Source organism: Streptomyces sp. NPDC089424, from assembly GCF_044749345.1.
Taxonomy (GTDB): domain Bacteria; phylum Actinomycetota; class Actinomycetes; order Streptomycetales; family Streptomycetaceae; genus Streptomyces.
The window spans coordinates 293,576-320,102 of sequence record NZ_JBIVHU010000004.1; the positions used below are offsets into that span (position 1 = coordinate 293,576).

General features: G+C 72.3%; 22 protein-coding genes and 1 pseudogene. 14 read left to right on the forward strand and 9 right to left on the reverse strand.

Annotated features, from left to right (window positions below; genetic code table 11):
• Positions 1 to 16 precede the first annotated feature (16 nt).
• The 5 genes from pdhA (ACIP2X_RS21040) to ACIP2X_RS21060 are packed head-to-tail and all read left to right on the forward strand — an operon-like array spanning position 17 to position 6,199.
• Positions 17 to 1,153, forward strand: a complete 1,137-nt coding sequence (pdhA, locus tag ACIP2X_RS21040) for a pyruvate dehydrogenase (acetyl-transferring) E1 component subunit alpha (protein WP_401675195.1) — start codon at positions 17 to 19, stop codon at positions 1,151 to 1,153.
• Positions 1,150 to 2,154: an alpha-ketoacid dehydrogenase subunit beta gene (locus ACIP2X_RS21045; protein WP_401675198.1), complete on the forward strand. Its 1,005-nt coding sequence runs from the start codon at positions 1,150 to 1,152 to the stop codon at positions 2,152 to 2,154. Before pdhA (ACIP2X_RS21040) ends, ACIP2X_RS21045 begins: the two co-directional genes overlap by 4 nt.
• Entirely contained in the window at positions 2,154 to 3,710 is a 1,557-nt protein-coding gene (locus tag ACIP2X_RS21050) for a dihydrolipoamide acetyltransferase family protein (RefSeq protein ID WP_401675201.1), read from the forward strand. The genes ACIP2X_RS21045 and ACIP2X_RS21050 overlap by 1 nt, the downstream gene beginning before the upstream one ends.
• A 54-nt stretch (positions 3,711 to 3,764) precedes the next feature.
• Positions 3,765 to 4,673 carry an NTP transferase domain-containing protein gene (locus ACIP2X_RS21055; RefSeq protein WP_401675204.1) on the forward strand — a complete coding sequence of 303 codons (909 nt, stop codon included), beginning with the start codon at positions 3,765 to 3,767 and terminating at the stop codon, positions 4,671 to 4,673.
• Positions 4,670 to 6,199 carry a molybdopterin molybdotransferase MoeA gene (locus ACIP2X_RS21060; RefSeq protein ID WP_401675207.1) on the forward strand — a complete coding sequence of 510 codons (1,530 nt, stop codon included), beginning with the start codon at positions 4,670 to 4,672 and terminating at the stop codon, positions 6,197 to 6,199. The genes ACIP2X_RS21055 and ACIP2X_RS21060 overlap by 4 nt, the downstream gene beginning before the upstream one ends.
• A 19-nt stretch (positions 6,200 to 6,218) precedes the next feature.
• On the opposite strand, the gene ACIP2X_RS21065 is transcribed toward ACIP2X_RS21060, so the two are convergent.
• Entirely contained in the window at positions 6,219 to 7,328 is a 1,110-nt protein-coding gene (locus tag ACIP2X_RS21065; RefSeq protein WP_401675209.1) for a potassium channel family protein, read from the reverse strand.
• A gap of 173 nt (positions 7,329 to 7,501) precedes the next feature.
• On the opposite strand from ACIP2X_RS21065, the pseudogene ACIP2X_RS21070 reads away from it, so the two are divergent.
• Positions 7,502 to 8,137: pseudogene (locus tag ACIP2X_RS21070) on the forward strand (potassium channel family protein); the annotation flags it as partial.
• 369 nt (positions 8,138 to 8,506) lie between these two features.
• Here ACIP2X_RS21070 and ACIP2X_RS21075 read toward each other — a convergent pair.
• Positions 8,507 to 9,355, reverse strand: a complete 849-nt coding sequence (locus ACIP2X_RS21075; protein ID WP_401675212.1) for an ABC transporter permease — start codon at positions 9,353 to 9,355, stop codon at positions 8,507 to 8,509.
• Positions 9,352 to 10,386, reverse strand: a complete 1,035-nt coding sequence (locus tag ACIP2X_RS21080; protein ID WP_401675214.1) for an ATP-binding cassette domain-containing protein — start codon at positions 10,384 to 10,386, stop codon at positions 9,352 to 9,354. Before ACIP2X_RS21080 ends, ACIP2X_RS21075 begins: the two co-directional genes overlap by 4 nt.
• A gap of 146 nt (positions 10,387 to 10,532) precedes the next feature.
• On the opposite strand from ACIP2X_RS21080, the gene ACIP2X_RS21085 reads away from it, so the two are divergent.
• Complete coding sequence (locus ACIP2X_RS21085; RefSeq protein ID WP_401675218.1) at positions 10,533 to 11,513, forward strand: NAD(P)H-quinone oxidoreductase; 981 nt, start codon at positions 10,533 to 10,535, stop codon at positions 11,511 to 11,513.
• A 77-nt stretch (positions 11,514 to 11,590) separates the two neighbouring features.
• On the opposite strand, the gene ACIP2X_RS21090 is transcribed toward ACIP2X_RS21085, so the two are convergent.
• Complete coding sequence (locus ACIP2X_RS21090; protein ID WP_401675220.1) at positions 11,591 to 12,049, reverse strand: hypothetical protein; 459 nt, start codon at positions 12,047 to 12,049, stop codon at positions 11,591 to 11,593.
• A 179-nt stretch (positions 12,050 to 12,228) separates the two neighbouring features.
• Between ACIP2X_RS21090 and ACIP2X_RS21095 the strand changes: the two genes are divergently transcribed.
• On the forward strand, positions 12,229 to 12,768 hold the full coding sequence (locus ACIP2X_RS21095) for a bacterial proteasome activator family protein (RefSeq protein WP_401675222.1): 540 nt from the start codon (positions 12,229 to 12,231) through the stop codon (positions 12,766 to 12,768).
• Positions 12,769 to 12,876: 108 nt separating this feature from the next.
• Here ACIP2X_RS21095 and ACIP2X_RS21100 read toward each other — a convergent pair whose 3' ends face one another.
• Complete coding sequence (locus ACIP2X_RS21100) at positions 12,877 to 14,532, reverse strand: protein kinase (protein ID WP_401675224.1); 1,656 nt, start codon at positions 14,530 to 14,532, stop codon at positions 12,877 to 12,879.
• Between the two features lie 337 nt (positions 14,533 to 14,869).
• Here ACIP2X_RS21100 and ACIP2X_RS21105 point away from each other — a divergent pair, with 337 nt between their 5' ends.
• Positions 14,870 to 16,447, forward strand: a complete 1,578-nt coding sequence (locus ACIP2X_RS21105) for a protein kinase (RefSeq protein WP_401675227.1) — start codon at positions 14,870 to 14,872, stop codon at positions 16,445 to 16,447.
• 100 nt (positions 16,448 to 16,547) lie between these two features.
• Here ACIP2X_RS21105 and ACIP2X_RS21110 read toward each other — a convergent pair whose 3' ends face one another.
• Together ACIP2X_RS21110 and ACIP2X_RS21115 are read right to left on the reverse strand one after the other, a co-directional pair.
• Positions 16,548 to 17,591 (reverse strand): phosphotransferase, encoded by a 1,044-nt coding sequence (locus ACIP2X_RS21110; RefSeq protein WP_401675229.1) that lies wholly within the window; start codon positions 17,589 to 17,591, stop codon positions 16,548 to 16,550.
• 99 nt (positions 17,592 to 17,690) lie between these two features.
• Positions 17,691 to 18,353 (reverse strand): response regulator, encoded by a 663-nt coding sequence (locus ACIP2X_RS21115; RefSeq protein WP_401675232.1) that lies wholly within the window; start codon positions 18,351 to 18,353, stop codon positions 17,691 to 17,693.
• 321 nt (positions 18,354 to 18,674) lie between these two features.
• Here ACIP2X_RS21115 and pdhA (ACIP2X_RS21120) point away from each other — a divergent pair, with 321 nt between their 5' ends.
• Genes pdhA (ACIP2X_RS21120) through ACIP2X_RS21130 form a run of 3 tightly spaced genes read left to right on the forward strand, consistent with a single transcriptional unit; the run spans position 18,675 to position 22,286 of the window.
• Entirely contained in the window at positions 18,675 to 19,850 is a 1,176-nt protein-coding gene (gene pdhA / locus ACIP2X_RS21120; protein ID WP_401675235.1) for a pyruvate dehydrogenase (acetyl-transferring) E1 component subunit alpha, read from the forward strand.
• 2 nt (positions 19,851 to 19,852) lie between these two features.
• Positions 19,853 to 20,833 carry an alpha-ketoacid dehydrogenase subunit beta gene (locus tag ACIP2X_RS21125; protein ID WP_401675238.1) on the forward strand — a complete coding sequence of 327 codons (981 nt, stop codon included), beginning with the start codon at positions 19,853 to 19,855 and terminating at the stop codon, positions 20,831 to 20,833.
• Positions 20,834 to 20,843: 10 nt separating this feature from the next.
• Positions 20,844 to 22,286 carry a dihydrolipoamide acetyltransferase family protein gene (locus ACIP2X_RS21130; protein WP_401675240.1) on the forward strand — a complete coding sequence of 481 codons (1,443 nt, stop codon included), beginning with the start codon at positions 20,844 to 20,846 and terminating at the stop codon, positions 22,284 to 22,286.
• A 78-nt stretch (positions 22,287 to 22,364) separates the two neighbouring features.
• Here ACIP2X_RS21130 and ACIP2X_RS21135 read toward each other — a convergent pair whose 3' ends face one another.
• A complete protein-coding gene (locus ACIP2X_RS21135) occupies positions 22,365 to 23,264 on the reverse strand; it encodes a D-alanyl-D-alanine carboxypeptidase family protein (protein ID WP_401675243.1) in 900 nt (299 codons plus the stop codon).
• 240 nt (positions 23,265 to 23,504) lie between these two features.
• Between ACIP2X_RS21135 and ACIP2X_RS21140 the strand changes: the two genes are divergently transcribed.
• Entirely contained in the window at positions 23,505 to 24,158 is a 654-nt protein-coding gene (locus tag ACIP2X_RS21140) for a GntR family transcriptional regulator (protein WP_401675245.1), read from the forward strand.
• Positions 24,155 to 25,456 (forward strand): nitrate/nitrite transporter, encoded by a 1,302-nt coding sequence (locus tag ACIP2X_RS21145; protein ID WP_401675248.1) that lies wholly within the window; start codon positions 24,155 to 24,157, stop codon positions 25,454 to 25,456. The genes ACIP2X_RS21140 and ACIP2X_RS21145 overlap by 4 nt, the downstream gene beginning before the upstream one ends.
• Before the next feature lie 116 nt (positions 25,457 to 25,572).
• Here ACIP2X_RS21145 and ACIP2X_RS21150 read toward each other — a convergent pair whose 3' ends face one another.
• Positions 25,573 to 26,397, reverse strand: a complete 825-nt coding sequence (locus ACIP2X_RS21150) for a maleylpyruvate isomerase family mycothiol-dependent enzyme (protein WP_401675251.1) — start codon at positions 26,395 to 26,397, stop codon at positions 25,573 to 25,575.
• Between the last annotated feature and the right edge of the window lie 130 nt (positions 26,398 to 26,527).

A 26,527-nucleotide genomic window follows, 5' to 3' on the forward strand; every position in this document is an offset into this window, starting at 1 on the left:
ACGAGGAGGTGCCGTCATGACGGTCATGGAGCAGCGTGGCGCGTATCGGCCGTCGCCACCGCCCGCCTGGCAGCCCCGCACCGACCCCACGCCGCTGCTGCCCGACGCGGCTCCGTACCGCGTGCTCGGCACCGAAGCCGCCGCCAAGGCCGACCCCGAGCTGCTGCGCCGGCTGTACGCACAGCTGGTGCGCGGCCGCCGGTACAACGCGCAGGCGACCGCCCTCACCAAGCAGGGCCGTCTCGCCGTCTACCCCTCCAGCACCGGCCAGGAGGCCTGCGAGGTCGCCGCCGCGCTGGTCCTGGAGGAGCGCGACTGGCTCTTCCCCAGCTACCGCGACACCCTCGCCGCCGTCGTCCGCGGTGTGGACCCCGTCGACGCGCTCACCCTGCTGCGCGGCGACTGGCACACCGGCTACGACCCGCACGCCCACCGCGTCGCCCCCCTGTGCACCCCGCTCGCCACCCAGTTGCCGCACGCTGTCGGGCTCGCCCACGCCGCCCGCCTCAAGGGCGACGACGTGGTCGCGCTCGCGATCGTCGGGGACGGCGGCACCAGCGAGGGCGACTTCCACGAGGCGCTGAACTTCGCCGCCGTCTGGCGCGCACCGGTCGTCTTCCTGGTCCAGAACAACGGCTTCGCGATCTCCGTCCCGCTCGCCAAGCAGACCGCCGCCCCCTCCCTGGCCCACAAGGCCGTCGGGTACGGGATGCCGGGCCGCCTGGTCGACGGGAACGACGCCGCCGCGGTGCACGAGGTGCTCGCCGACGCCGTGCGGCACGCGCGCGCGGGTGGCGGTCCGACGCTCGTCGAGGCGGTGACGTACCGCCTGGAGGCGCACACGAACGCCGACGACGACAAGCGTTACCGCGCGGACTCCGAGCTCGACGCCTGGCGCGACCACGACCCGATCACGCTCCTGGAGCGGGAGCTGACCGAGCGCGGCTGGCTCGACGAGGCCGGTGTGCACGCCGCGCGCGAGGACGCCGAGACGCTCGCCGCCGACATGCGCGCCCGGCTGAACCAGGACCCCGGGCTCGACCCCATGGACCTGTTCGCCCACGTCTACGCCGAGCCGACCCCGCAGCTGCGTGAGCAGCAGGCCCTGCTGCGGGCCGAGCTGGAGGCGGGCCAGGAGGAGGAGCTGTCATGACCACGGTTGCCGTGAAGCCCGCGACCATGGCCCAGGCCCTCACCCGCGCGCTGCGCGACTCCATGGCCGCCGACCCGTCCGTGCACGTCCTGGGCGAGGACGTCGGCACCCTCGGGGGCGTCTTCCGCGTCACCGACGGGCTCGCCAAGGAGTTCGGCGAGGACCGCTGCACGGACACCCCGCTCGCCGAGGCGGGCATCCTGGGCACGGCCGTCGGCATGGCGATGTACGGGCTCAGGCCGGTCGTCGAGATGCAGTTCGACGCGTTCGCCTACCCCTCGTTCGAACAGCTCGTCAGCCATGTGGCGCGCATGCGCAACCGCACGCGCGGGGCCATGCCCCTGCCGATCACCATCCGCGTCCCCTACGGCGGCGGCATCGGCGGCGTCGAGCACCACAGCGACTCGTCCGAGGCGTACTACGTGGCGACCCCGGGCCTGCACGTCGTCACGCCCGCGACCGTCGCCGACGCCTACGGTCTGCTGCGCGCCGCCATCGCCTCCGACGACCCGGTCGTCTTCCTGGAACCCAAGCGTCTGTACTGGTCGAAGGACGCCTGGAACCCGGAGGAGCCGGCGACCGTTGAACCCATCGGCCGCGCGGTGGTGCGGCGCTCCGGCCGGAGCGCCACGCTCATCACGTACGGCCCGTCGGTACCTGTCTGCCTCGAAGCCGCCGAGGCGGCCCGGGCCGAGGGATGGGACCTCGAAGTCGTCGACCTGCGCTCCCTGGTGCCGTTCGACGACGAGACGGTCGCGGCCTCGGTGCGACGGACCGGGCGGGCGGTCGTCGTCCACGAGTCGGGCGGGTTCGGCGGACCGGGCGGCGAGATCGCGGCCCGGGTCACGGAACGCTGCTTCCATCACCTGGAGGCGCCGGTGCTGCGCGTGGCCGGATTCGACATCCCCTACCCGCCGCCGATGCTGGAGAGGCACCATCTTCCTGGCGTCGACCGCATCCTGGACGCCGTGGCGCGTCTGCAATGGGAGGCCGAGAGCTGATGGCACAGGTGCTGGAGTTCAAGCTCCCCGACCTCGGAGAAGGACTCACCGAGGCGGAGATCGTGCGCTGGCTGGTGCAGGTCGGCGACGTCGTCGCCGTGGACCAGCCGGTCGTCGAGGTGGAGACGGCCAAGGCGATGGTCGAGGTCCCCTGCCCCTACGGCGGCGTGGTCACGGCCCGTTTCGGTGAGGAGGGCGCCGAACTCCCGGTGGGGGCGCCGCTGCTGACCGTGGCGGTGGGCGCGGAGGCCTCCGGCGAGGGCCCGGACGACGGTTCCGGGGCGGCCGTGGAGATGGCTCCCGGTGCGGCGAACGGCTCGGCTCCGGGGGCGGGCTCCGGCTCCCCTTCGGGCTCCGGCGGTTCCGGTACGGCCTCGGCCAACGGCTCCGGCGCACGCTCCGGTGGCGGCTCCGGCAACGTCCTCGTCGGCTACGGCACCGGTGCCCCTCCGGCGCGGCGCCGAAGGGTGCGTCCGCAGGCCCCGATAGCTCCCCAGCGGGCCGCGGCGGCCCTGGACACCCAGGCCGCCGCCCCGGCACCGGAAGCCCTGGACGACTACCGCGTCAGCGGTGACAGCGGCCGCGGCGAGGGCCCCGTGCCGGTGATCTCGCCCCTCGTGCGGCGGCTCGCCCGCGAGAACGGGCTGGACCTGCGGGAGCTGACGGGCTCCGGCCCCGACGGGCTGATCCTGCGCGCGGACGTGGAGTACGCGCTGCGGGCCGCCGCCGCGCAGGGCCGCCTCGCCCCGCCGCAGACCGGTCCGCAGCCACGGGTGACGCCCGTACCGGCCGCGCCGGTCGTGGTCCCCGCTTCGGCGGACACCGTCCGGACGGCCGAACCGGCCACCTCGACCTCGGGCCTCACCTCCGGCACCCGCGTGCCGCTCAAGGGCGTCCGGGGCGTCGTCGCCGACAAGCTCTCCCGCAGCCGGCGGGAGATCCCGGACGCGACCTGCTGGGTCGACGCCGACGCCACCGAGCTGATGCGGGCGCGCACCGCGATGAACGCGTCCGGCGGTCCCAAGATCTCCCTGCTCGCGCTGCTGGCCCGGATCTGCACCGCCGCCCTCGCCCGCTTCCCCGAGCTGAACTCCACCGTGGACACGGCGGCCAGGGAGATCGTCCGGCTGGACCAGGTGCACCTGGGCTTCGCCGCGCAGACCGAGCGGGGACTGGTCGTCCCGGTCGTCCGGGACGCGCACACCCGGGACGCCGAGGGTCTGACCGCGGAGTTCGCCCGGCTGACCGAGGCCGGCCGGGCCGGGCGGCTCACCCCCGCGGACCTGACCGGCGGCACCTTCACGCTGAACAACTACGGAGTGTTCGGCGTCGACGGCTCCACCCCGATCATCAACCACCCCGAGGCGGCCATGCTCGGTGTCGGCCGGATCATCCCCAAGCCCTGGGTGCACGAGGGCGAGTTGGCGGTGCGCCAGGTCGTCCAGCTCTCGCTCACCTTCGACCACCGGGTGTGCGACGGCGGCACGGCGGGCGGTTTCCTGCGCTATGTCGCCGACTGCGTGGAACAGCCGGCGGTACTGCTGCGCACGTTGTGATCGGGCGGTCCGCCCGCGTTCCCTGAGACGGCCGGCGGACCCCATACTCAGGGGGTGAGCGAGAAGCAGCGCACCGCGTCCGGTGACCCCGGCTACGACGCCGTGGTCCTCGCCGGCGGTGCCGCCCGGCGGCTCGGCGGGGCCGACAAACCCGGCGTGCGGGTCGGCGGCCGCTCACTGCTGGACCGGGTGCTCGCCGCCTGCGCCGACGCCCGGACCACCGTCGTCGTCGCCGACCCCAGACCCACGGCACGGCCGGTGGCCTGGGCGCGTGAGCACCCGCCGGGCGGTGGACCACTGGCCGCCCTCGCGGCCGGTCTGCCGTCGGCGGGCACCGGCCGGGTGGTGGTCCTCTCCGCGGACCTGCCCTTCCTCGGCGCGCCCACGGTCAAGGGGCTGCTCGCCGAGCTGGACGCGGGCACCGGCGACGGCGTGCTGCTCACCGACCCCGACGGCCGCGACCAGCCACTCGTGGCCGCCTACCGCGCGGAGCGCCTGCGCGCCACGCTCGCGCACCTCGGAGCCCGGCACGGCGGGCTCACCGGTCTGCCGCTGCGGCTCCTCACCGCCGAACTCCGCCTCACCCGCGTCCTCGACCCCGTCGCGTCCTTCGACTGCGACACCTGGGACGACATCGCCACTGCCAGATCACGCATCAGGGAGCATGGGCTCGTGTTGGACGAATGGATCTCCGCAGTCAAGGACGAACTGGGCATCGACATCGACGTCGACACCGGTGTCCTGCTCGATCTCGCCCGCGACGCGGCCCACGGGGTGGCACGCCCCGCGGCACCGCTGACGACCTTCCTCGTCGGTTACGCCGCGGCACGCGCCGGCGGCGGACCCGAAGCCGTCGCCGAGGCCTCCCGCAAGGCCGCCGCGCTCGCGCTGCGGTGGGCGGAGGAGGACGGCGCCGGCGCGGACGGCGGGCCCTCCACCGATTCCCGCCCGGACGCCGGATGACCGGCCCCGGGCTCCAGGACGGCGAGGCCGTCAGGGGCAGGGGCATCGCGGACCGGGACGTCGAGGAGGCGCTGGCGCTCGTGAAGGAGGACCGGGACAAGGCCCGTCACCGGGGCGACGCACCTGACCGTGCCGACGCCTCTCGGCGCGAGGACACCGACGGCCCGGGCACCGCCCCTCACCGGGACAGCGCCCCTCACCGGGACAGCGCCTCCGCCCGCGACGCCCGCGCGCCGCAACCTCAGGGCCGCACCTCCGATCGGGGCGCCTCCCACCAGGTCCCCTCCGAGTCTTCCCGGTCCGGCGGCCCTCAGGACCGTCATCACCAGGCCACCCCCTGGCCCGAGGCCCGCGAGATCGCCGCGCGGGCCGCCAGGAACGGCCGGCGCGGCGCGCCCGTCGCGGTCCCCCTGGACGCCGCGCTCGGCCTCGGCCTGGCCGCTCCGCTCACCGCCCTCACCGACCTTCCCTCCTTCGACACCTCGGCCATGGACGGCTGGGCGGTCGCCGGACCGGGCCCCTGGATGGTCCGCGAGGAGGGCGTCCTAGCGGGCCACGCCGCACCCGCGCGCCTCGGCGACGGCGAGGCCGTCCGGATCGCGACCGGCGCCCGGGTCCCGCCGGACACCACCGCCGTGCTGCGCAGCGAGCACGGCCGCACGGACGACCGGGGAAGGCTGCACGCCACCCGCGACCTCGGGCACGGTCAGGACATCCGCCCGCGGGCCCAGGAGTGCCGCAGCGGCGACCAGTTGCTGCCCGCCGGCACCCTCGTGACCCCCGCCGTGCTGGGCCTCGCCGCGGCGGCCGGGTACGACACCCTCACCGCCGTCCCCCGCCCGCGCGCCGACGTCTTCGTCCTCGGCGACGAACTGCTCACCGAGGGCCTCCCGCACGACGGGCTCATCCGCGACGCCCTGGGTCCCATGCTGCCGTCCTGGCTGAAGGCGATCGGGGCGGACGTCACGTCCGTGCGCAGGATCGGCGACGACGCCGACGCCCTGTACGAGGCGGTCACGGCGAGCGAGGCCGACCTCGTCGTCACCACCGGCGGCACCGCCGCCGGCCCCGTCGACCACGTCCAGCCCACCCTGCGCCGCAGCGGCGCGGAACTCCTGGTCAACGGCGTCAAGGTGCGACCGGGCCACCCGATGCTGCTGGCCCGCACCAAGGAGAACCAGCACCTCGTCGGCCTGCCCGGCAACCCCCTGGCAGCGGTCTCGGGGCTGCTCACCCTCGCCGAACCCCTGCTGCGCACGCTCGCCGCCCGGCCGGCGCGGGAGCCGTACGCGCTGCCCCTGCGGGACGCGGTGCAGGGGCATCCGTACGACACCCGGCTCGTGCCCGTGGTCCTGCGCGCCGACCGCGCGGTGCCGCTGCACTACAACGGCCCCGCGATGCTGCGTGGCGTGGCCGTTGCCGACGCCCTCGCGGTCGTACCGCCCGGCGGCGCACGGCCCGGTCAGGCGGTGGAGATCCTTCAGCTGCCGTGGGCCACGGCCGCCCCCGGCGGGTGTTTCACGTGAAACATGGGCGGAAGGTCCGTCAGGCGACGGTGACCGGGCGGCTGACCGTGATGACCCGGTCCCCCGCCCGCAGCTCCGTCCGCCAACCGTCGGTGTAGCCCAGCATCTTCCGGTCCCGTACGACCGCCACCACCAGATCGGCGCACTCGCGGGGGGTCCGGCCCACCTCGGCCGGAGTGACCGGCCGTTCGATGAGGTCCATGCCGCTGCCGAGGGTCATGAGGTCCTCCAGCGTCCGGGCCACGGCGGGGCTGGCGGTGAACGTGCCGAGCAGGCGGCCGGCCGAACTGGAGCTGGTCACGACGGTGTCGGCGCCGCTCTGCTTGAGCAGCGGCACGTTCTCGTCCTCGCGGACCGCCGCGACGATCGTGGCGTGCTTGTTCAGCTGGCGTGCGGTGAGGGTGATCAGGGTGGCCGTCTCGTCGCGCTGCGGGGCGATGATCACGCGGGTGGCGCGGTGGATCTCCGCCTTGAGCAGGGTCTCCGAGCGGGTGGCGTCGCCGGTCACCGCGACCAGCCCGTCGTCGCCGGCCGCGTCGGCCGTCTTGCGCTGGGCGTCGACGACGACGATCCGCTCCTTGCCGATGCCCTGGCCGACCAGGGTCTCCACGGCGTGCCGGCCCTTGGTCCCGTACCCGACGACGACCACGTGGTCGCGGGTGCGGGCGCGCCAGCGGTGGATGCGGACCTGCTGGCGGGTGCGCTCGGTGAGCACCTCCAGGGTGGTGCCGACCAGGATGATCAGGAAGAGCACGCGCAGCGGTGTGATGACGAAGATGTTGGTGAGCCGCGCGGTCTCGCTGACCGGCGTGATGTCGCCGTAGCCGGTGGTGGAGAGCGTGACGGTGGCGTAGTACGCGGCGTCGAGGAGGTCCACGGAGCCGTCGGAGTTGTCGTTGTACCCCGCGCGGTCGAGGTAGACGATCAGGACCGTGAGGGCCAGCACCAGTATGGCCACGAACAGGCGCTTGAGGACCTGCTGGAGCGGGGGCACCACGTTCAGCACGGGCATGGTGATGGACCGGCCTGCCTCGGCGTCGGCGCGGGCCTCCTTGCGCGAGCGGCTCCACAGGGACCGCAGGAGTGCGGACCTCGCACCCTGCGTGGTCGGCTGCTCGTCGTCCCTCATGGCTTGCCCCCTGCGGCTCCGTCCGGCTGTCGGGTCCATCGTTTCGCACAGCACCTGCTGCGGACGCCGTGCCCCCCGCCCCGACACGCCGACCGGGGTGGGCGCGCGTCCGGGCGCTGGGTAGCGTCGGACCCGACGTCCGAGCCGTACCCGCTCGGCTGCCCGCAATTCCCCGCTGGAGGTCCTCCTTGCGCGAGCACACCGTCGTCGTCGGCTTCGGCACGAAGGGCCGGGCGGCGATCCAGGCCGTCTGTGCCACGGGGCTGAACAAGGACCGGGTCGTGGTGATCGACCCCAGCGCCAAGGCCGTCGACGCCGCGACGGCCCAGGGCTACGACGCCGTGCTCGGGGACGCGACCCGCAGCGACGTGCTGAAGCGGGCCGAGGTGCAGCGGGCGCGGCAGATCATCATCGCGACCCAGCGGGACGACACGGCCGTACTGGTGGCGTTGACGGCCCGCCAGCTCAACCAGGGCGCGACGATCGTGGTCGCGGTGCGCGAGGAGGAGAACGCGCCGCTGCTGCGGCAGTCCGGTGCCGACGAGGTCATCACCAGCGCGGGAGCCGCGGGGCGGCTGCTCGGGCTGTCCGTGCTCAGTCCCACCGCCGGGCTGGTCATGGAGGACCTGATCCGCCAGGACAGCGGGCTGGACGTGGTCGACCGGCCGGTGACCCGGGCGGAGGTGGGCAGGAGCCCGCGCGAGACCGAGGATCTGGTGATCAGTGTGGTGCGCGGGCACCGGGTGCTGCACTACGACGATCCGGCCGTCCGGACGCTGGAGCTGACCGACCGCGTGATCACCGTCGTGGCCCGGCCCACCTCCGACAGGCCGCGCGGTGCCACCCCCGAGGCGGCGTTGCGCAGTGCCGCCCCCGAGATGCCCCGGACCACCGGTCAGGAGAAGCCCCGGACCTCGGCGTCCGACCGCCCCCGGCCCTCCGTCGCATCCGACAGGACGCGGACGGCGGCACCGGACAGGCCCCGGACGGAGGGCCCGAAGACCCCCCGCACCGCCGCCCCCCAGAAGCCACGCCCCGCGGGGACGGAGAGGCCGGGGACCTCCGGGCCGGAGGCACCGCACGACGCGGACACGGAAAGCCCGTAGCGGATACCGAAAGCCCTTGGCGGATACGGAAGCCGGTAGCGGATACGGAACCCGCTGCCTGGGGAGTCCTGGCTACTTGCGGTTGTACAGCCGCATCGTGATCGGTCCGAAGACCAGGATGAACAGGCCCGTCCAGCCCAGCGTCCAGGCGACCTCGTCGGCGGGCCACTCGCCGCCCATCAGGCCCCGCACCGCGGACGCCAGGTGGGTGACCGGGCTGTTGTTGACGAAGGCCTGGAGCCAGCCCGGCATCGTCCGCGGGTCGACGAAGACGTTGGACAGGAAGGTCAGCGGGAAGATCACCATCATGCTGACGCCCATCACCGACTTCTCGGTCCGCAGCATCAGCCCGAACATCGTCCAGATCCACGAGAACGCGAACGAGAAGACCACCAGCAGCGCGATCCCGGCGAGCACGCCGCCGACTCCGCCGTCCGGCCGGTAGCCGAGGATCATGCCGACCGTCAGCATCACCACGGACGCGATGGAGTAGCGCAGCGCGTCGCCGAGCAGATAGCCGACCATGGTCGCCGGCCGCCAGATCGGCAGGCTGCGGAACCGGTCGAAGACGCCCTTCTCGATGTCCGTGTTGACCGAGATGCCCGTGTACATCGTGATCATCACGACCGACATCACGAGGATGCCAGGCAGCAGGAACTGGATGTACTCCTTCGGCGAACCGGCCAGCGCCCCGCCGAACAGGTAGGTGTACATCAGCACCATCATGATCGGGAAGGCGGTGACGTCGAAGAGCTGCTCCGGTACGTGCTTGATCTTCAGGATCGACCGCCAGCCGAAGGTCAGTGACGCCGACAGGGCGCTCGGCCGGGGTGGCCGCTCCTTGGCCACCAGCAGGGCGGCCAGCGACTCGGTGCTGACGGGGGCGAGTTCCTTGGTCTCGGTGCTGGTCGCGGTGCTCATGCGGCTGCCCCGTCCTTCGCGTCGTGTCCGTCGTGGGCCTGCGGCGCGTCCTGCGCCTGGGTGTCGTGTCCGGTGAGGGCGAGGAAGACCTCGTCCAGGCTCGGCTGGCCGAGGGAGAAGTTGTCGACCACGACACCGGCGCGGGCCAGTTCCGCGAGCGCCGCGGCGGCCTGCTCGGCGGCGCCCCGGCCGTCCGCGCCGTCGGCTGCGACCCGCGCGGTCAGCGCCACCGGGTCCGGCTCCAGCTGGACGTCCGCCCTGAGCACCTGCCGCAGCACCCGCGAGGCCTCCGGCCGCTGCTCCGCCGCGCGCAGCCGCAGATGCACGGAGCCGGCACCGACGGACGCCTTCAGCTCGCCCTTGGTGCCCTCGGCGATGACCTTGCCCCGGTCGATGACGGCGATCCGGGAGGCCAGCTGGTCGGCCTCGTCCAGGTACTGCGTGGTCAGCAGCACCGTGGTGCCCTGGGCGACGACCGCGCGCACGATGTCCCACACCTGGTTGCGGCTGCGCGGGTCGAGGCCCGTGGTCGGCTCGTCCAGGAACAGCAGGTCGGGCGTGTTCAGGATGGACGCGGCGATGTCGATGCGGCGCCGCATGCCGCCGGAGTAGTTCTTGACCTGCTTCGCGGCCGCCTCGGAGAGTCCGAACGCCTCCAGCAGCTGGGCGGCGCGTTCGCGCGCGGCCTTCTTCGGGTGGCCGAGGAGGCGGGCGAGCAGCACGAGGTTCTCGGTGCCGGTCAGGTCCTCGTCCACGGACGCGTACTGCCCCGTCAGGCTGACCCGGCCGCGTACCTCGTCCGCCTCGCGGACGACGTCGTGGCCGAAGACGTGGGCCTCGCCGCCGTCCGGCCGCAGCAGGGTGGCGAGCATCTTCACGGTGGTGGTCTTCCCGGCGCCGTTGGGACCGAGGACGCCGTACACCGTTCCGGTGGGCACGGCCAGGTCGACGCCGTCGACGGCCCTCGTCTCGCCGAACGTCTTCACCAGGCCCGCGGTCTCGATGGCCAGACCGGGCGTCTGCTGGCTCATGGTGTGTTGTCCTTCCCCGTACTTGGGTAACGCATGAGGAGACCTTTACCGTCGCGCAAACTCATCGGTCGCGCAGGGATTTGCCGGCGAACCGGACCGACGGCGGTGCGGGCCCGGCCCGAAGACGGAGGAGTAGCGTCCCCCTCATGCATGCGATCACGATTCCCGAACCTGGTGGGCCCGAGGCGCTGGTGTGGGACGAGGTCCCGGATCCGGTCGCCCAGGAGGGCGAGGTACTGGTCGAGGTGGTGGCCGGCGCCGTCAACCGGGCCGACGTCCTGCAACGTCAGGGCCACTACAACCCGCCGGCCGGCGCGTCCCCCTATCCGGGTCTGGAGTGCTCCGGCCGGATCGTCGCGCTCGGCGCCGGCGTCTCCGGCTGGGCCGTCGGAGACGAGGTGTGCGCGCTGCTCTCCGGCGGTGGGTACGCCGAGAAGGTCGCCGTTCCGGCCGGTCAGCTGCTGCCCGTGCCCGCCGGCCTCGACGTCCGGCAGGCGGCGGCACTGCCCGAGGTGACCTGCACGGTCTGGTCGAACGTCTTCATGGTGTCCCACCTGCGCCCCGGGGAGACCCTCCTCGTGCACGGCGGCTCCAGCGGCATCGGCACCATGGCGATCCAGCTCGCCAAGGCCGCCGACGTCAAGGTCGCCGTGACGGCGGGTACCAAGGAGAAGCTGGAGCGCTGTGCCGAGCTGGGCGCCGACATCCTGATCAACTACCGCGAACAGGACTTCGTCGAGGAGATCCGGCAGGCCACGGCCGGCGAGGGCGCCGACGTCATCCTCGACAACATGGGCGCCAAGTACCTCGACCGCAACGTCCAGGCCCTGGCCGTCAACGGCCGGCTGGCCATCATCGGCATGCAGGGCGGCGTCAAGGCCGAGCTGAACATCGGTGCGCTGCTCGCCAAGCGCGCCGCGATCAGCGCGACCTCGCTGCGGGCCCGCCCGCTCGGCGAGAAGGCGGCCATCGTGGCGGCCGTCCGCGAGCACGTCTGGCCGCTGCTCGCATCCGGCCAGGTCCGCCCGGTCGTCGACCGCGAGCTGCCGATGCGGGACGCCCCCGACGCCCACCGCCTGCTGGAGGAGAGCGGCCACATCGGCAAGATCCTGCTGGTCACGGCGTGACGAACGGCCCCGGGCCGCACCCTCGGGGCCTTCGCGCCGCACCCCGTCGCGCCGTACACCGTCGGGACCGTCGTGCCTCACCCCCGCACCCGGCGCACCCGCAGGGCCACGAAGGCGAGGCCCAGGCCCAGGCCGATGAGGACCAGGCCGCTGCCCAGCGGCAGGATCCGCAGCACCGGTCCGGACGGGTCGGCGTCCGGCACGGCCTGCACGTCCTCGTCCGCCCCGGGATCGGACGCCGACGCCGACGCGGACCCGTCGTCGGCGGTGTCGCTCCGGCTCGGGGGCGCCGTCTCCGTCCTGGGCTCCTCGGGCCGTCCCGGGCGCAGCCGCCCCTCCCCGGCCCTGCTGCCGGCCCAGCTCGGGTCCGCGGAGCCGGAAGCGGAGGGGGACGGGGCGGCGGACGGTTCGTCCCTCTCGTACGAGGACCCGGCCGTCCCGTACGAGGCCACGGGGCCGCACGCGACCAGCACCGTGCTCAGCGCCACCACCGGCACCGCTGCCGCCGCCCGCCTCGCGCGCCGTCTTGGAGTCACGTCGATGACCCCCTCCCGCAAACAGGTCGCCACAATCGACGGCACAAGCCTCGCATCGGCCGAAGAAACCGGCATTTCAGGCGCCGCCAAGCGGACGTAACGAAGGGGCATCTTCCGTGGATCACCCCCCGAGGGGGGCGCCTCGGTGATGGGGTGGACGGGTGCGAGAGAATGACGGCATGGAGATGCCGAGGAACGAACGGTCGTCGGAGAACGCCCAGAAGATCCTGGTCGTGGGCCAGGACGGCATGGCACTCGGCGGGGGCGGGGACGACGACTCCCATGAGACTCCGTTGACCGAGCAGGTCGAGCAGCCGGCCAAGGTGATGCGGATCGGCAGCATGATCAAGCAGCTGCTCGAGGAGGTGCGCGCGGCTCCTCTGGACGAGGCCAGCCGGGTCCGGCTCAAGGAGATCCACGCCAGCTCGGTGAAGGAGCTGGAGGACGGCCTGGCGCCGGAGCTCGTCGAGGAGCTGGAGCGGCTCTCCCTGCCGTTCACCGACGAGGGAACGCCCAGCGACGCCGAACTGCGGATCGCGCAGGCCCAGCTGGTCGGCTGGCTGGAGGGTCTGTTCCACGGGATCCAGACCACGCTGTTCGCCCAGCAGATGGCGGCGCGCGCCCAGTTGGAGCAGATGCGGCGCGCTCTGCCGCCCGGCATCGGCCAGGAAGGCGACGACCCCCGTACGGTCGGCCGCTCGGGCGGCCCGTACCTCTAGGCGACGAACCCCCAAGGACACCGCAAAAGGGCCCGGCATCCGCCGGGCCCTTCCTCTTTTCCCGCTCTTGCGTCTCTTCCGTCTCCTCCGTCGTCCGGGGGCGACGGCTCAGGACGGCGGGTACCCCGTCGAGACCTCCAGCAGGATCTCCGGCATGTCCTCCGGGTCCACGTCCGTCCCCGCGGACGGGAACTGGTTCATGACGGCGTCCTTGCCGTAGGTGTTCTCGTCGACCTCTTTGGTCTTCAGCTGCCAGCCAGCGGCCTGGAGGCACTCCCTGACCGAGGTGAGGTTCTTGAACTGGAAGTTCGGAATCCGGATCTTCTCGGGGTCGTTGTACGCCTCCTCCGGTTCCGAGCACTCCTCCTTCTCGATCGTCTTCGACGGGTCCGGGCCCCGGTAGCCCGGGACCTCGGTCGACGACGCCGAGGAGCTGGTCTGGCCGCCCCCGCCGCCCCCGCCACCCTTGTCGTCCTTGTCGCCGCCGTTCAGCGCGAGGGCCGTGACCAGGCCGCCGACCGCGAGCGCGGCGACGACGACCGAAGCGATGATCACCGACTTGTTGCTCCGGCCGCCGCCCGTGGGCGTCTGCGACTGCGGCGTGATGTTGTACGGCGGCGGCGTGCTCGACGTCGGCTGCGGCCCGTACGCGGCGTGCGGCGTCGGGTAGCCGCCCTGCTGCGGGTAGCCGTACGCGGGCGAGGGCGCCGGGTTGGGCGTCGGAGTGCCGTACGGGTTGGGCGTCGGGTGGGGCTGGTACGGGGTCTGCACGCTGCCGTGCGGCGGCGCCCCGGTCGTCTGGTCGACCGGCGGGAACACCGCGGAGCCGACGCCCGCGCCGCTCTGCGTCGGTGCGCCCGGCACGATGCTCGGCGGGGCCGCCTGGAAGGACGCCGCCACCCGCAGGCACTCGTCGCGCATGGCCTCGGCCGTCGGGAAGCGCTCGTTCGGGTTCTTCTTCAGCGCGCGGGCGATCAGCGCGTCCACGGCCGGGGGCAGCGCGCGGTTGATCGAGGACGCGGCGCCGGGTTCCTCCTGCACGTGCGCGTACGCGATGGCGAGCGGTGAGTCGGCGTCGAACGGCAGCCGTCCGGTGACCAGTTGGAAGAGCATGATGCCGACCGAGTACAGGTCGGAGCGGGCGTCGACGCCGCGGCCGAGCGCCTGCTCCGGCGAGAGGTACTGCGGGGTGCCGACGACCATGCCGGTCTGCGTCATCGACGTGACGCCGGACTGCATGGCGCGGGCGATGCCGAAGTCCATGACCTTGACCACACCGCGCTTGGTCACCATGACGTTGCCCGGCTTGATGTCCCGGTGGACCAGGCCCATCTCGTGGCTGATCTCCAGCGCGGCGAGCACGTCGGCGGTGACCTTCAGCGCCTTGTCGGCGGGCATCGCCCCGGCCCGCCGCACGTCCTCGTCGAGCACGGAGCCGAGCGGACGGCCCTCGACGTACTCCATGACGATGTAGGGCGTCGTCAGACCGTCGAGGTCGTCCTCGCCGGTGTCGAAGACCGAGACGATGTTGGTGTGCGTGAGCTTCGCCACGGCCTGCGCCTCGCGGCGGAAGCGTTCGCGGAACGCCTGCTCGCGGCCCAGCTCGGTGTGCAGGGTCTTGATCGCGACCTGGCGGTCCAGCACGGCGTCGTAAGCGAGGTGCACCGAGGCCATGCCGCCCTGGCCGAGCAAGTCACGCAGCTGATACCGGCCACCGGCGAGTGCCCGCCCCGTGTACCGGCCTTGTGCGCCGTCCTGGCTCATGTTCCGTATCCCCCGTGGGCCTTGAGGCGCCGTTGATCGAAAGTGCTATTCCCGGCCAAGTCTGCCCCAGGGCACCGACACGTCAAGCTCGGTGCCCGTTCCGTGACCGTACGCGAAAGAAGCGTCGCGGAAGCGTTACAGCGGCCGTACCGCCGGTACACAGGATTTGCACGACGCGACGGCACGAGGGTTTCATGACCGGTTCGACGGCCCGTCCGTCCTGGACCGGTCCCTGTATCCATCTCGGACCGGCGGCTTGCGCGAAGGCTGTAGCGTGGCCCGACGGAGACCGTAACAACACCGCGCGCACCGCGGGCAGAAACGACGGCGAGGACCGATGGCACAGCAGCAGCGCGCTCAGGGCCCGTCCGACCCCGAGGCGACTGGCGGCGGAATGTCAGATGCGCCGGAGATGTGGGGTAACGGCGGACTTGTCGGGGACGGCCGGTACCGGCTGACCGGCAGACTCGGCCGGGGCGGCATGGCCGAGGTGTTCGCGGCCGAGGACGTGCGCCTCGGGCGCACCGTGGCGGTCAAACTGCTGCGCGCGGACCTCGCCGAGGACCCGGTGTCCAAGGCCCGCTTCACGCGTGAGGCACAGTCGGTGGCCGGCCTCAACCACCATGCCATCGTCGCCGTGTACGACTCCGGCGAGGACTTCGTGGGTGGCCAGTCGGTGCCGTACATCGTGATGGAGCTGGTCGAGGGCCGCACCATCCGCGATCTGCTGCACAACGCCGAGGCCCCCGGCCCGGAGCAGGCGCTGATCATCGTGTCCGGCGTCCTGGAGGCGCTCGCCTACTCGCACCAGCACGGCATCGTGCACCGCGACATCAAGCCGGCGAACGTCATCATCACGAACAACGGCGCCGTGAAGGTCATGGACTTCGGCATCGCCCGCGCCCTGCACGGGGCGTCCACCACGATGACGCAGACCGGCATGGTCATGGGCACCCCGCAGTACCTCTCCCCGGAGCAGGCGCTCGGCAAGGCCGTCGACCACCGCTCCGACCTGTACGCGACCGGCTGCCTGCTGTACGAACTCCTCGCGCTGCGCCCGCCGTTCGTCGGTGAGACCCCGCTGTCGGTGGTCTACCAGCACGTCCAGGACATCCCGAACCCGCCGTCCGGGATCCACGAGGGCTGCCCTCCGGAGCTGGACGGCCTGGTCATGCGCTCGCTCGCCAAGGAGCCCGACGACCGTTTCCAGACCGCCGAGGAGATGCGCGGGCTGGTCCAGTACGGCCTGCAGATGCTCTACGACCAGGGTCCCCACACGGGCACCTGGAACACCGGCCCGGTCACCGGGCACGACTCGGGGAAGACCCCGGCGATGGGCATGGCGGGCACCGCCGTGCTGCCGCGCTCGGCCGAGGGCACCGCGCAGATCCCGCAGCCGATGATCCCCGGCAACGGCGGCCGTGACGACGGCGGTTTCGAGGGCCACGGCAACCAGGGCAGCGGGCGCGGCAAGCTGTGGATCCTCGCGGTGCTCGCGGTGATCGCGATCTCGGCCGGCGTCGCGCTCGCGCTGAACAACGGCGGTGGCGAACAGGGCGGTACGGGCACGAAGCCGACGCCGACCAGCTCGCAGAGCGACGACAAGCAGACGTCGAGCGAGACGCCCAGCGACAAGGCGAGCGACGAGTCCACGGACACCTCCACCGAGGACGAGGGCGACAACTCGGGCTCCGGATGGGGCGAGAACACCCCGTCGTACACCCCGTCGTACACCCCCTCCGACACCCCGAGCGACGAGCCGACCGACCCCGGTACGACGGACCCGGAGCCGACGGCCACGGAGCCCTCGGACCCGGAGCCCTCGGACCCGGAGCCCTCGGAACCGCAGGAGCCGACGGAGGAGCCCACGGGCGGCACGATCGAGGGCCTCACCGAGGGCACCACGGGCGGCTGATCCACCGGCCTCCTCCCACCGAAGACCCCCACGCGCGCGTGCGGCCCGACCGGGCCCACGCGCGCGGCCGTTGCCGAGGCCTGCGGCGCCGTCTCCCGGCTTAGTCCACGAACGCCCCGCACACCGCCTCGTACTGCCGTGTCCACCACACGGCCAGCGCGGACGCCGCCGGGAACTGGGGGTCGGCACGGGTGTCGCCGCGCTCGTAGTGCCAGCGGAGCATCCAGAAGTCGTTCAGCCGCTCCCACCACACCCGGTGCACCGCCGCGGCGAGCTCCGAGGGCGTGGCCCCGGCCGTGCGCAGGTACGCGCGCGCGTACGCCCGTACCTTCGGCAGGTCGAGGGTGCCGCCGGGCCGTACGAAGAAGATCGCGGCGGCGCGTACGGCCTCCTCCGCGCGGGGCTGGACCCCGAGCCGGTCCCAGTCGACGATCGCGGCCGGCGCGTCCCCCCGGTACAGCAGGTTGAACGGGTGGAAGTCGCCGTGCACCCAGCCCACCGAGCCCCCGCGCGGGGGACGCCGGTCGGCGTGCCGTTCCAGCAGCGCCCGCCGCTCCAGGAGCCGGTGCCGGGCCAGCTCGTCGAAGGAGTCCGCGGGGCGGTGCCGGCGCACGCGCGCGAGGAGGTCGTCGATGAGGTCGAACGTCTTCGCGGGGTCGGCGCTCTCCACGGGATGCGGGCCGGCCGCCGGGGCGGTGCGCCCCTTCGGCGGCATCACGCGCTCCAGCGTCGCGTGGACGGCGCCCAGCAGGGCTCCGAGGCGGGCGCACTGCCCGGTGCTGAGCTGCCCGCCGTGCCGGTGCCGCCCGTCGATCCACGGGTGCAGGGCGTACGCGTGGCCGCCCACCACCGCGACCGTGCGCCCGTCGCGCCCGGCCAGCGGCGGGGCCACCGGGACGCCCAGGTCGGCCAGCCGCTGGGTGGCCCGGTGCCGGCGTTCGATGGCGGCCGGGTCGGCGGTGTCGGGGTCGAAGTGGTGCTTGAGGAAGTAGCGGCCGCGGGTGGTGCAGAGCCGGTAGCCCCGGTTGAGCAGGCCCTGGTCGACGGGGTCGCAGGCGACGGCGGAACCGGCGGCGTACTGGCGCAGGAGGGCGCCCAGCGGGGGCGCGTGGGGTGCGGGGGGTGGTACACAAGGGCGCGGCACGCGGCAGATGCTAGGGCACGATCCAGGCGCGTGAGCTGGGCGTTGTCACAGGAAGTCGTCGGCGGTCGCTTTCGGTCACAAGTGGGGCGACAAAGGCGGTCACTGTTTCCCCGCCTGCATGCGCGCGACGTATGCCGCGGCCTGGGAACGCCTCTGCATTCCGAGTTTGGCGAGCAGGCTCGACACGTAATTCTTGATCGTCTTTTCGGCGAGGTGCAGTTGCCCGCCGATCTGCCGGTTGGTGAGTCCCTCGCCGATCAGTTCGAGAATGCGGCGCTCCTGGGCGGTGAGCCGCGTCAGCCGCTCGTCGTCCTCGGCGCCGCCCCCGCCGTCGCGCATGCGCTCCCGCACCCGGGCCGTCGCCACCGGGTCCAGCAGGGACTTCCCGGCCGCCACGGCCCGCACGGCCGACAGCAGCTCGTCGCCGCGCACGGCCTTCAGCAGATACCCGGACGCGCCCGCCACGACCGCCGCGAAGAGGGCCTCGTCGTCGGCGAAGGACGTCAGCATCAGGCACCCGACCGTGTCGTCCCGGGAGCGGATCTCGCGGCACACCTCGACGCCGCTGCCGTCGGGCAGGCGTACGTCGAGCACCGCCACGTCCGGCCGGGTGGCCGGGATCCGCACCAGCGCGTCGGCCGCCGTGCCGGCCTCGCCCACCACCTCGATGTCGCCCTCGACCGAGAGGAGCTCGTGCACGCCACGCCGGACCACCTCGTGGTCGTCGAGCAGAAATACCCGTATTTTTCGGTTTTCGCGCACGAGGTCAGTCTCACATACAGCTCTTCCCGAGAGCTGGGTGAGCGGGATAACGTGCCGGTGTTCCGGCCCCCTGCAAGGCTGTGACCAGGGCCCCCTCCCAGGCTTTTCGATTTACTTGGATTTCCAAGCAAAAACGCAGGTCAAGAGGGGTTTCACAGAAATGTGGAGCACTGGGTAACGTGACTGTTGCAGGGCGCTCGCCGGGGCACCTGTCACGCCTGTTCCGGCCGAGCGGCACCCACCCCGTGCACGGGAACGGAACAGGTGAGCCGCACTGGCTTTCCCGGCAATCCCGGGGGCCGGACCGACGGAGGAGCACACGTGACCGTGGAGAGCACTGCCGCGCGCAAGCCGCGACGCAGCGCCGGAGGCAAGGCCGGCACCAAGCGCACCACCCGCAACACCGCCCAGGACACCGACCCTGAGCTCGTACAGCTGCTGACGCCCGAGGGTGAGCGCGTCAAGAACGCCGAGTACGACCGGTACGTCGACGGCATCACCCCCGACGAGCTCCGCGGCCTCTACCGCGACATGGTGCTCACCCGTCGTTTCGACGCCGAGGCCACCGCCCTGCAGCGCCAGGGCGAGCTGGGCCTGTGGGCGTCCCTGCTCGGCCAGGAGGCCGCCCAGATCGGCTCCGGCCGGGCCACCCGCGAGGACGACTACGTCTTCCCGACCTACCGCGAGCACGGCGTCGCCTGGTGCCGCGGGGTCGACCCGACCAACCTGCTCGGCATGTTCCGCGGCGTGAACAACGGCGGCTGGGACCCGAACGGCAACAACTTCCACCTCTACACGATCGTCATCGGCTCCCAGACGCTGCACGCCACCGGCTACGCGATGGGCGTCGCCAAGGACGGCGCGGACTCGGCCGTCATCGCCTACTTCGGCGACGGCGCGTCCAGCCAGGGCGACGTGGCTGAATCGTTCACCTTCTCGGCGGTCTACAACGCCCCGGTGGTGTTCTTCTGCCAGAACAACCAGTGGGCGATCTCCGAGCCGACCGAGAAGCAGACCCGTGTGCCGCTGTACCAGCGCGCCCGCGGCTACGGCTTCCCGGGCGTCCGCGTCGACGGCAACGACGTCCTCGCCTGCCTCGCGGTCACCAAGTGGGCGCTGGAGCGGGCGCGCAGCGGCGAGGGCCCGACGCTGGTCGAGGCGTACACGTACCGCATGGGCGCGCACACCACCTCCGACGACCCGACGCGCTACCGGCACGACGACGAGCGCGCCGCCTGGGAGGCGAAGGACCCGATCCTGCGCCTGCGCCGCCTCCTGGAGGCCGCAAACCACGCGGACGAGGGATTCTTCGCGGAACTGGAGGCGGAGAGCGAGGCGTTGGGCAGGCGAGTGCGCGAAGCGGTCCGCGCGATGCCGGACCCGGACCGTTTCGCCATCTTCGAGAACGTGTACGCGGACGGGCACGCGCTCGTCGACGAGGAGCGAGCCCAGTTCGCCGCCTACCAGGCGTCGTTCGCGGACGTAGAGGGGGTCTGAACATGGCTGTGGAGAAGATGGCCCTGGCCAAGGCGATCAACGAGTCGCTCCGCCACGCCCTGGAGGCCGACCCCAAGGTCGTCGTCATGGGCGAGGACGTGGGCAAGCTCGGCGGCGTGTTCCGCGTGACCGACGGCCTGCAGAAGGACTTCGGCGAGAGCCGCGTCATCGACACCCCGCTCGCCGAGTCCGGCATCGTCGGTACGGCGATCGGCCTGGCCCTGCGCGGGTACCGCCCCGTCGTCGAGATCCAGTTCGACGGCTTCGTCTTCCCGGCGTACGACCAGATCGTCACGCAGCTCGCCAAGATGCACGCGCGCTCGCTCGGCAAGGTCAAGCTCCCGGTCGTCGTGCGCATCCCGTACGGCGGCGGCATCGGCGCGGTCGAGCACCACTCGGAGTCCCCGGAGTCGCTCTTCGCGCACGTGGCGGGCCTGAAGATCGTCTCCCCGTCGAACTCCTCGGACGCCTACTGGATGATGCAGCAGGCCATCCAGAGCGACGACCCGGTGATCTTCTTCGAGCCCAAGCGGCGCTACTGGGACAAGGGCGAGGTCAGCACCGAGGCCATCCCCGGCCCGCTGCACAAGGCCCGCGTCACCCGTGAGGGCACCGACCTCACGCTCGCCGCCTACGGCCCGATGGTGAAGCTCTGCCACGAGGTCGCGGACGCGGCCGCCGAGGAGGGCAAGTCGCTGGAGGTCCTCGACCTGCGCTCGATCTCCCCGCTCGACTTCGACTCCCTCCAGGCGTCGGTCGAGAAGACCCGCCGCCTGGTCGTCGTGCACGAGGCGCCGGTGTTCTTCGGTTCCGGCGCGGAGATCGCCGCCCGGATCACCGAGCGCTGCTTCTACCACCTGGAGGCCCCGGTGCTCAGGGTCGGCGGCTACCACGCCCCGTACCCCCCGGCTCGCCTGGAGGAGGAGTACCTGCCCGGCCTCGACCGGGTGCTGGACGCCGTCGACCGCTCGCTGGCGTACTGAGGAGAGGGTCGTGACGACGATGACGGAAGCTTCCGTGCGCGAGTTCAAGATGCCCGACGTGGGCGAGGGCCTGACCGAGGCCGAGATCCTCAAGTGGTACGTCCAGCCCGGTGACACGGTCACCGACGGCCAGGTGGTGTGCGAGGTCGAGACGGCGAAGGCGGCCGTCGAGCTGCCGATCCCGTACGACGGCGTCGTGCGCGCGCTGCATTTCCCCGAGGGCACCACGGTCGACGTCGGCACGTCGATCATCGCGGTGGACGTGAGCGGCGGGGCGGCACCCGCCGAGGAGACGTCCGCCGAGCCGGCGGCCGAGGAGCCGAAGCCGGAGGGCCGCCAGCCGGTGCTGGTGGGCTACGGAGTGGCCACGACCTCCACCAAGCGCCGCCCGCGCAAGGGCCCCGAGGTCCCCGTCCAGGCGGCCTCCGCCGCCCTCCAGTCCGAGCTGAACGGGCACGGCGGTACGGTCGCGCCGGCACCGGCGACCCCGGTTCCCGCCGCCACCCCGGTCCCGGCCGCCGCGGCTCCCGCGGCGGCGGTGCGGGAGCGCCCGCTCGCCAAGCCCCCGGTGCGCAAGCTCGCCAAGGACCTCGGTGTCGATCTGGCGGTGATCGTGCCGACCGGCCCGGACGGCGTCATCACGCGCGAGGACGTGCACGCGGCGGCGGCGCCCGCTCCGGCGCCGGTCGCCGAGCCGGCGGCGGCGCCCGCGCCCGTGGCCGACGCGGCGCTCGTGCCCGCGCAGGACACGGCGCGCGAGACGCGCATCCCGGTCAAGGGTGTCCGCAAGGCCACCGCCGCCGCGATGGTCGGCTCGGCCTTCACCGCGCCGCACGTCACGGAGTTCGTGACCGTCGACGTGACGCGCACGATGAAGCTGGTCGAGGAGCTCAAGGAGGACAAGGAGTTCGCGGGCCTGCGGGTCAACCCGCTGCTTCTGATCTCCAAGGCCCTGCTGGTGGCGATCAAGCGCAACCCGGACATCAACGCCTCCTGGGACGAGGCCCGCCAGGAGATCGTGGTCAAGCACTACGTGAACCTCGGCATCGCCGCGGCCACCCCGCGGGGCCTGATCGTGCCGAACATCAAGGACGCGCACGACAAGACCCTCCCGCAACTGGCCGCCTCCCTCGGCGAGCTGGTCGCCACGGCCCGCGAGGGGAAGACCTCGCCGTCGGCGATGCAGGCCGGCACGGTCACCATCACCAACGTCGGCGTCTTCGGCGTCGACACCGGCACACCGATCCTCAACCCCGGTGAGTCCGCGATCCTCGCGGTCGGCGCGATCAAGCTCCAGCCCTGGGTCCACAAGGGCAAGGTCAAGCCGCGCCAGGTCACCACGCTGGCCCTCAGCTTCGACCACCGCCTGGTGGACGGGGAGCTGGGCTCCAAGGTGCTGGCCGACGTGGCGGCGATCCTGGAGCAGCCGAAGAGGCTGATCACCTGGGCGTGACGGCCCACCGCCGCACACGAACGGGCCCACATCCTCGGCGCAAGCCGGGGTGTGGGCCCGTTCGTCGTCCGCGCTGCCTCAGCCCAGTCGGGCGAAGCCGTAGGTCAGGAGCTTCTTCGCGTCCGCCTCGCGCTGGGCGGCCGAGGTGGAGGTCAGGACCGTGCCGATGACGGTCTTGCCGTTGCGGGTGGCGGCGAAGACCAGGCAGTACTTGGCGATGCTGCCGGAGCCGGTCTTCACGCCGATCGCGCCGCTGTAGTTGCTGAGCAGCGTGTTGGTGTTGGTCCACGTGTAGTAGCGGTAGCCGCCGCTCTGGGTGGTGACCTTCTGCTTCGTGGTCTTCGTCTTCACGAGGGCCCGGAAGGTGGCGCTCTTCATCGCGTTGCTGGCGAGCTTCGTCAGGTCGCGCGGCGTCGAGTAGTTCGAGCCGTTGCTGATGCCGTCGAACGAGTCGAACTTCGTGTTCGTCAGGCCGAGCGACCGCGCCGTGGTGTTCATCTTGCCGATGAACGACTTCACGCGCGCGGACCGGGTCGAGCCGGTGCCGAACTTGTCGGCGAGCGCGTAGGCCGCGTCACAGCCGGACGGCAGCATCAGCCCGTAGAGCAGCTGGCGGACGGTGACCTTGTCGCCGACGATCAGTCGGGCGGACGAGGCGTTGTTCGACACGATGTAGTCGCTGTAGACCTTCTGGACCGTGACCTTGGCGTCCAGGTTCAGGTTCGGCTGGGACAGCACGACCTTGGCGGTCATGATCTTGGTGGTGGAGCCGGTGGCGCGCTTGGTGTTCGCGTACTTGTCGAACAGCGTCCTGCCGTTGGCGTTGTCCATGATGTAGCCGCCCCTGGCCACGATCGTGGGCGTGGCCACGGCCTGCGCGGGTGCCGCGGTGAGGGCACCGGTGGTGAACACAGCGCCGGCGGTCGCGGTGACGGCGACGGCTCTGCGGATACGAATGCCCTTGATGCCGGTTATCAACTGAGATACCCCGAATACGTCGAATGCCCCTATGGCGCGGCCGAGTTGAACGGGAGTACAGCAGGCCGCATGGGTGTGACACGTAAGTAGTACCAATGGTTGTGCGAGATCCGGGCCGGGGGTGAGGAAGTTCCCGAAAACACCCCGCGAGGCTCCCGGGCATGCTCCGCGAGGCCGCGCACAAGGTCCGCATGATGGACGGTCCAGGCCATGCGTACGTGTTGTATCTATCCTGTCGGCATGACCCTGGCAGCCGTGAAACAACCCCCTGCCGCCGACCGTGTCTACACCCACGTCAAGCAAGGCGTCCTGGACCGCCGTTACGAGGGCGGCACCCTCCTCACGGAGGGCGAGCTCGCCGACGCCGTCGGGGTCTCGCGCACCCCGGTGCGCGAGGCGCTGCTGCGACTGGAGGCCGAAGGCCTCATCAAGCTGTACCCGAAGAAGGGCGCCCTGGTGCTGCCGGTCTCCGCGCAGGAGATCGCGGACGTCGTCGAGACCCGCCTGCTGGTGGAGGAACACGCGGCGCGCAAGGCCGTACCCGCGCCCTCCGGACTCATCGTGCGCCTCGAAGAACTGCTGGAACAGCAGCGCGAGCAGGCCGCCGCCGGAGACCTGGCCGCCGCCGCCGTCACCGACCGCAGCTTCCACGCCGAGATCGTCCGCAGCGGCGGCAACGAGATCCTCTCCCGGCTCTACGACCAACTGCGCGACCGGCAGCTGCGGATGGGCGTCGCCGTCATGCACTCCCACCCCGACCGGATCGCCAAGACGCTCGCCGAGCACCAGGACATCCTGGACGCGCTGCGCTCCGGGGACCCCGACGCGGCCGTCGACGTGGTCCACCGGCACATCGGCTGGTTCTCGCACCTCGCGCGGGGTGAGGTCCGATGAGCTCCGCGGCGCTCTCGCTGCCCGGTGATCCTCCCGGCGGCCGGCGCGCCGTCGCCGTCTGGGGCACAGGCGTCTCGGTCTACTTCGTCGCCGTGATCTTCCGCACCTCGCTGGGGGTCGCCGGCCTCGACGCCGCCGACCGGTTCGACGTGGGCGCCTCCGCCCTGTCGACGTTCTCCATCCTCCAGCTGCTGGTCTACGCCGGCATGCAGATACCCGTCGGCCTCCTGGTCGACCGGCTCGGCACCAAGAAGGTGCTGGGCCTCGGCGTCGTCCTGTTCACGGCCGGGCAACTGGGCTTCGCCTTCTCGCCCACCTACGGCATGGCACTCGCCTCACGCGCGCTGCTGGGCTGCGGCGACGCGATGACGTTCATCAGCGTGCTGCGGCTCGGCACCCGCTGGTTCCCGGCCCGGCGCGGCCCGCTGATCGCCCAGCTCGCCGGCCTCGTCGGCATGGCGGGCAACCTGGTCTCCACCCTCGTCCTCGCCCGGCTGCTGCACGGCGTCGGCTGGACGGCCGCGTTCGCGGGCAGCGCGCTCGCCGGGGTCGTGGTCTTCGTGCTGCTCCTGCTGTTCCTGAAGGACCACCCCGAGGGGCACGAGCCGGATCCGGTGCCGCACCTGGGGGCCTCCTACGTACGACGGCAGATCGCCGCGTCCTGGCGGGAACCGGGGACCCGGCTCGGACTGTGGGTGCACTTCACGACCCAGTTCCCGGCGATGGTCTTCCTGCTGCTGTGGGGACTGCCGTTCCTGGTCGAGGCCCAGGGACTGTCCCGGGCCACCGCCGGCGAACTGCTGACCCTGGTCGTGCTGTCGAACATGGCCGTCGGACTCGTCTACGGCCAGATCGTCGCCCGGCACCACGGGGCGCGCCTGCCCCTGGCGCTCGGCACGGTGGCCGCGACGTCGCTGCTGTGGGCGGCGACCGTGTTCTTCCCGGCCGACCGGGCGCCGATGTGGCTGCTGATCGTGCTGTGCGTGGTGCTCGGCGCGTGCGGGCCGGCCTCGATGATCGGGTTCGACTTCGCCCGTCCGGCGAATCCGCCGGAGCGGCAGGGCACCGCGTCCGGGATCACCAACATGGGGGGCTTCGTCGCCTCGATGACCACGCTGTTCGCGGTGGGCGCGCTGCTGGACGCGACCGGGGACGACTACACCGTGGCCTTCTCGTCCGTGTTCGTGCTCCAGGCGCTGGGGCTCTCGCAGGTGCTGCGGCTGCGGAAGCAGGCGGCGCGACGGGAGCGGGAGCGGCTGGTGGCCAGCCGGGTGGAGACGGTGCACGTCCCGGCGTAGGCCCGCGGCGGGCTCTGCGGGGGTCCGGGCGGCGCGTCCGTGCGGGCGCCCCGGGGGCATGCGCCCCCGGACCCCGACGGCGTCAGTCGTCCTGCGTCATCCCTGCGGCGTCGTTCCTACTGCGTCACCGTGAAGTTGCGCAGGATCGCCGACGCCAGGTCCGGGTCGCCCTCCGCCTTGATCCGGTCCTTGGCCGCCTCGACCGTGACGCGCCCGCAGGCCAGGCGGACGTACGTCTCCCAGTCCAGGGTGAGGGTCGCGGCGGGGCCGAGGGCCGGGGCCGTCTCGAGGGTGCCGCGGCCCTGGATGTCGACGCGGATGGTGCGCAGGAACTCGACCGGGCCGTGCACGTCGAAGACCACCGCCGAGCTGCGCGGGGCGTTCGCCTTGCCGGCGACGACCTCCGGGAGTTCGGCCAGCAGGACGTCGCGGGCGATGTGCGCGCCGGGGGAGTCGAGGTTGCCCGGCCGGCCGAGGGCCACGCGCAGGTCCTGCTCGTGCGCCCACACCGCGAACGCGTGCCCCCGCATCGCGTCCTCCAGCGTGAGCTCGGTGCCGAGCGGGCCGCGCACCTTGGTGCCGGGGTCACGCGTCTCGTTACGGAGCTGCCGGTTGCGCCGGATGATCGTGTACTCCAGCTCGGAGGTCATCTCGGGAGCCGTGTGGTGCCGCCGGACGTCGACCTGCATCTCCGTGTAGCGCTGGTGGTCGTTGGTGACGTGGAACAGGTCGCGCGGAAGGGTGTGGATCGGGCGCGGGTCGCCGAGCATCTCGCAGTCCAGCCCGATCACATGCGAGACGACGTCCCGCACGGACCAGCCCGGGCACGGGGTCCGCCGGTTCCACTCGCCCTCGACTAGGGGCTGCACCAGCTCGGATATCGCTTCGATGGAGTGGGTCCAGGCGTCGGCGTAGGGCTGGAGGGTGGGATGCAGACTCACGGAACGGGACCCCTCGGCGGTCGGTACACGGGCAAATTGTGGCGGCGGTGCCAGTGGGAGGTGGCTGCACTCGGCGGGTGTCTCGAAACTCCCCCGGACTCTCGGCTGCGCTCGAGCAGGGGACCCCCAA

Bases quoted from the DNA above. Each gene is read 5' to 3' on its own strand.
- pdhA (WP_401675195.1), top strand. From the start codon at position 17: ATGACGGTCATGGAGCAGCGTGGCGCGTATCGGCCGTCGCCACCGCCC.
- ACIP2X_RS21045 (WP_401675198.1), top strand. From the start codon at position 1,150: ATGACCACGGTTGCCGTGAAGCCCGCGACCATGGCCCAGGCCCTCACC.
- ACIP2X_RS21050 (WP_401675201.1), top strand. From the start codon at position 2,154: ATGGCACAGGTGCTGGAGTTCAAGCTCCCCGACCTCGGAGAAGGACTC.
- ACIP2X_RS21060 (WP_401675207.1), top strand. From the start codon at position 4,670: ATGACCGGCCCCGGGCTCCAGGACGGCGAGGCCGTCAGGGGCAGGGGC.
- ACIP2X_RS21065 (WP_401675209.1), bottom strand. From the start codon at position 7,328: ATGAGGGACGACGAGCAGCCGACCACGCAGGGTGCGAGGTCCGCACTC.
- ACIP2X_RS21075 (WP_401675212.1), bottom strand. From the start codon at position 9,355: ATGAGCACCGCGACCAGCACCGAGACCAAGGAACTCGCCCCCGTCAGC.
- ACIP2X_RS21080 (WP_401675214.1), bottom strand. From the start codon at position 10,386: ATGAGCCAGCAGACGCCCGGTCTGGCCATCGAGACCGCGGGCCTGGTG.
- ACIP2X_RS21085 (WP_401675218.1), top strand. From the start codon at position 10,533: ATGCATGCGATCACGATTCCCGAACCTGGTGGGCCCGAGGCGCTGGTG.
- ACIP2X_RS21095 (WP_401675222.1), top strand. From the start codon at position 12,229: ATGGAGATGCCGAGGAACGAACGGTCGTCGGAGAACGCCCAGAAGATC.
- ACIP2X_RS21100 (WP_401675224.1), bottom strand. From the start codon at position 14,532: ATGAGCCAGGACGGCGCACAAGGCCGGTACACGGGGCGGGCACTCGCC.
- ACIP2X_RS21105 (WP_401675227.1), top strand. From the start codon at position 14,870: ATGGCACAGCAGCAGCGCGCTCAGGGCCCGTCCGACCCCGAGGCGACT.
- ACIP2X_RS21125 (WP_401675238.1), top strand. From the start codon at position 19,853: ATGGCTGTGGAGAAGATGGCCCTGGCCAAGGCGATCAACGAGTCGCTC.
- ACIP2X_RS21140 (WP_401675245.1), top strand. From the start codon at position 23,505: ATGACCCTGGCAGCCGTGAAACAACCCCCTGCCGCCGACCGTGTCTAC.
- ACIP2X_RS21145 (WP_401675248.1), top strand. From the start codon at position 24,155: ATGAGCTCCGCGGCGCTCTCGCTGCCCGGTGATCCTCCCGGCGGCCGG.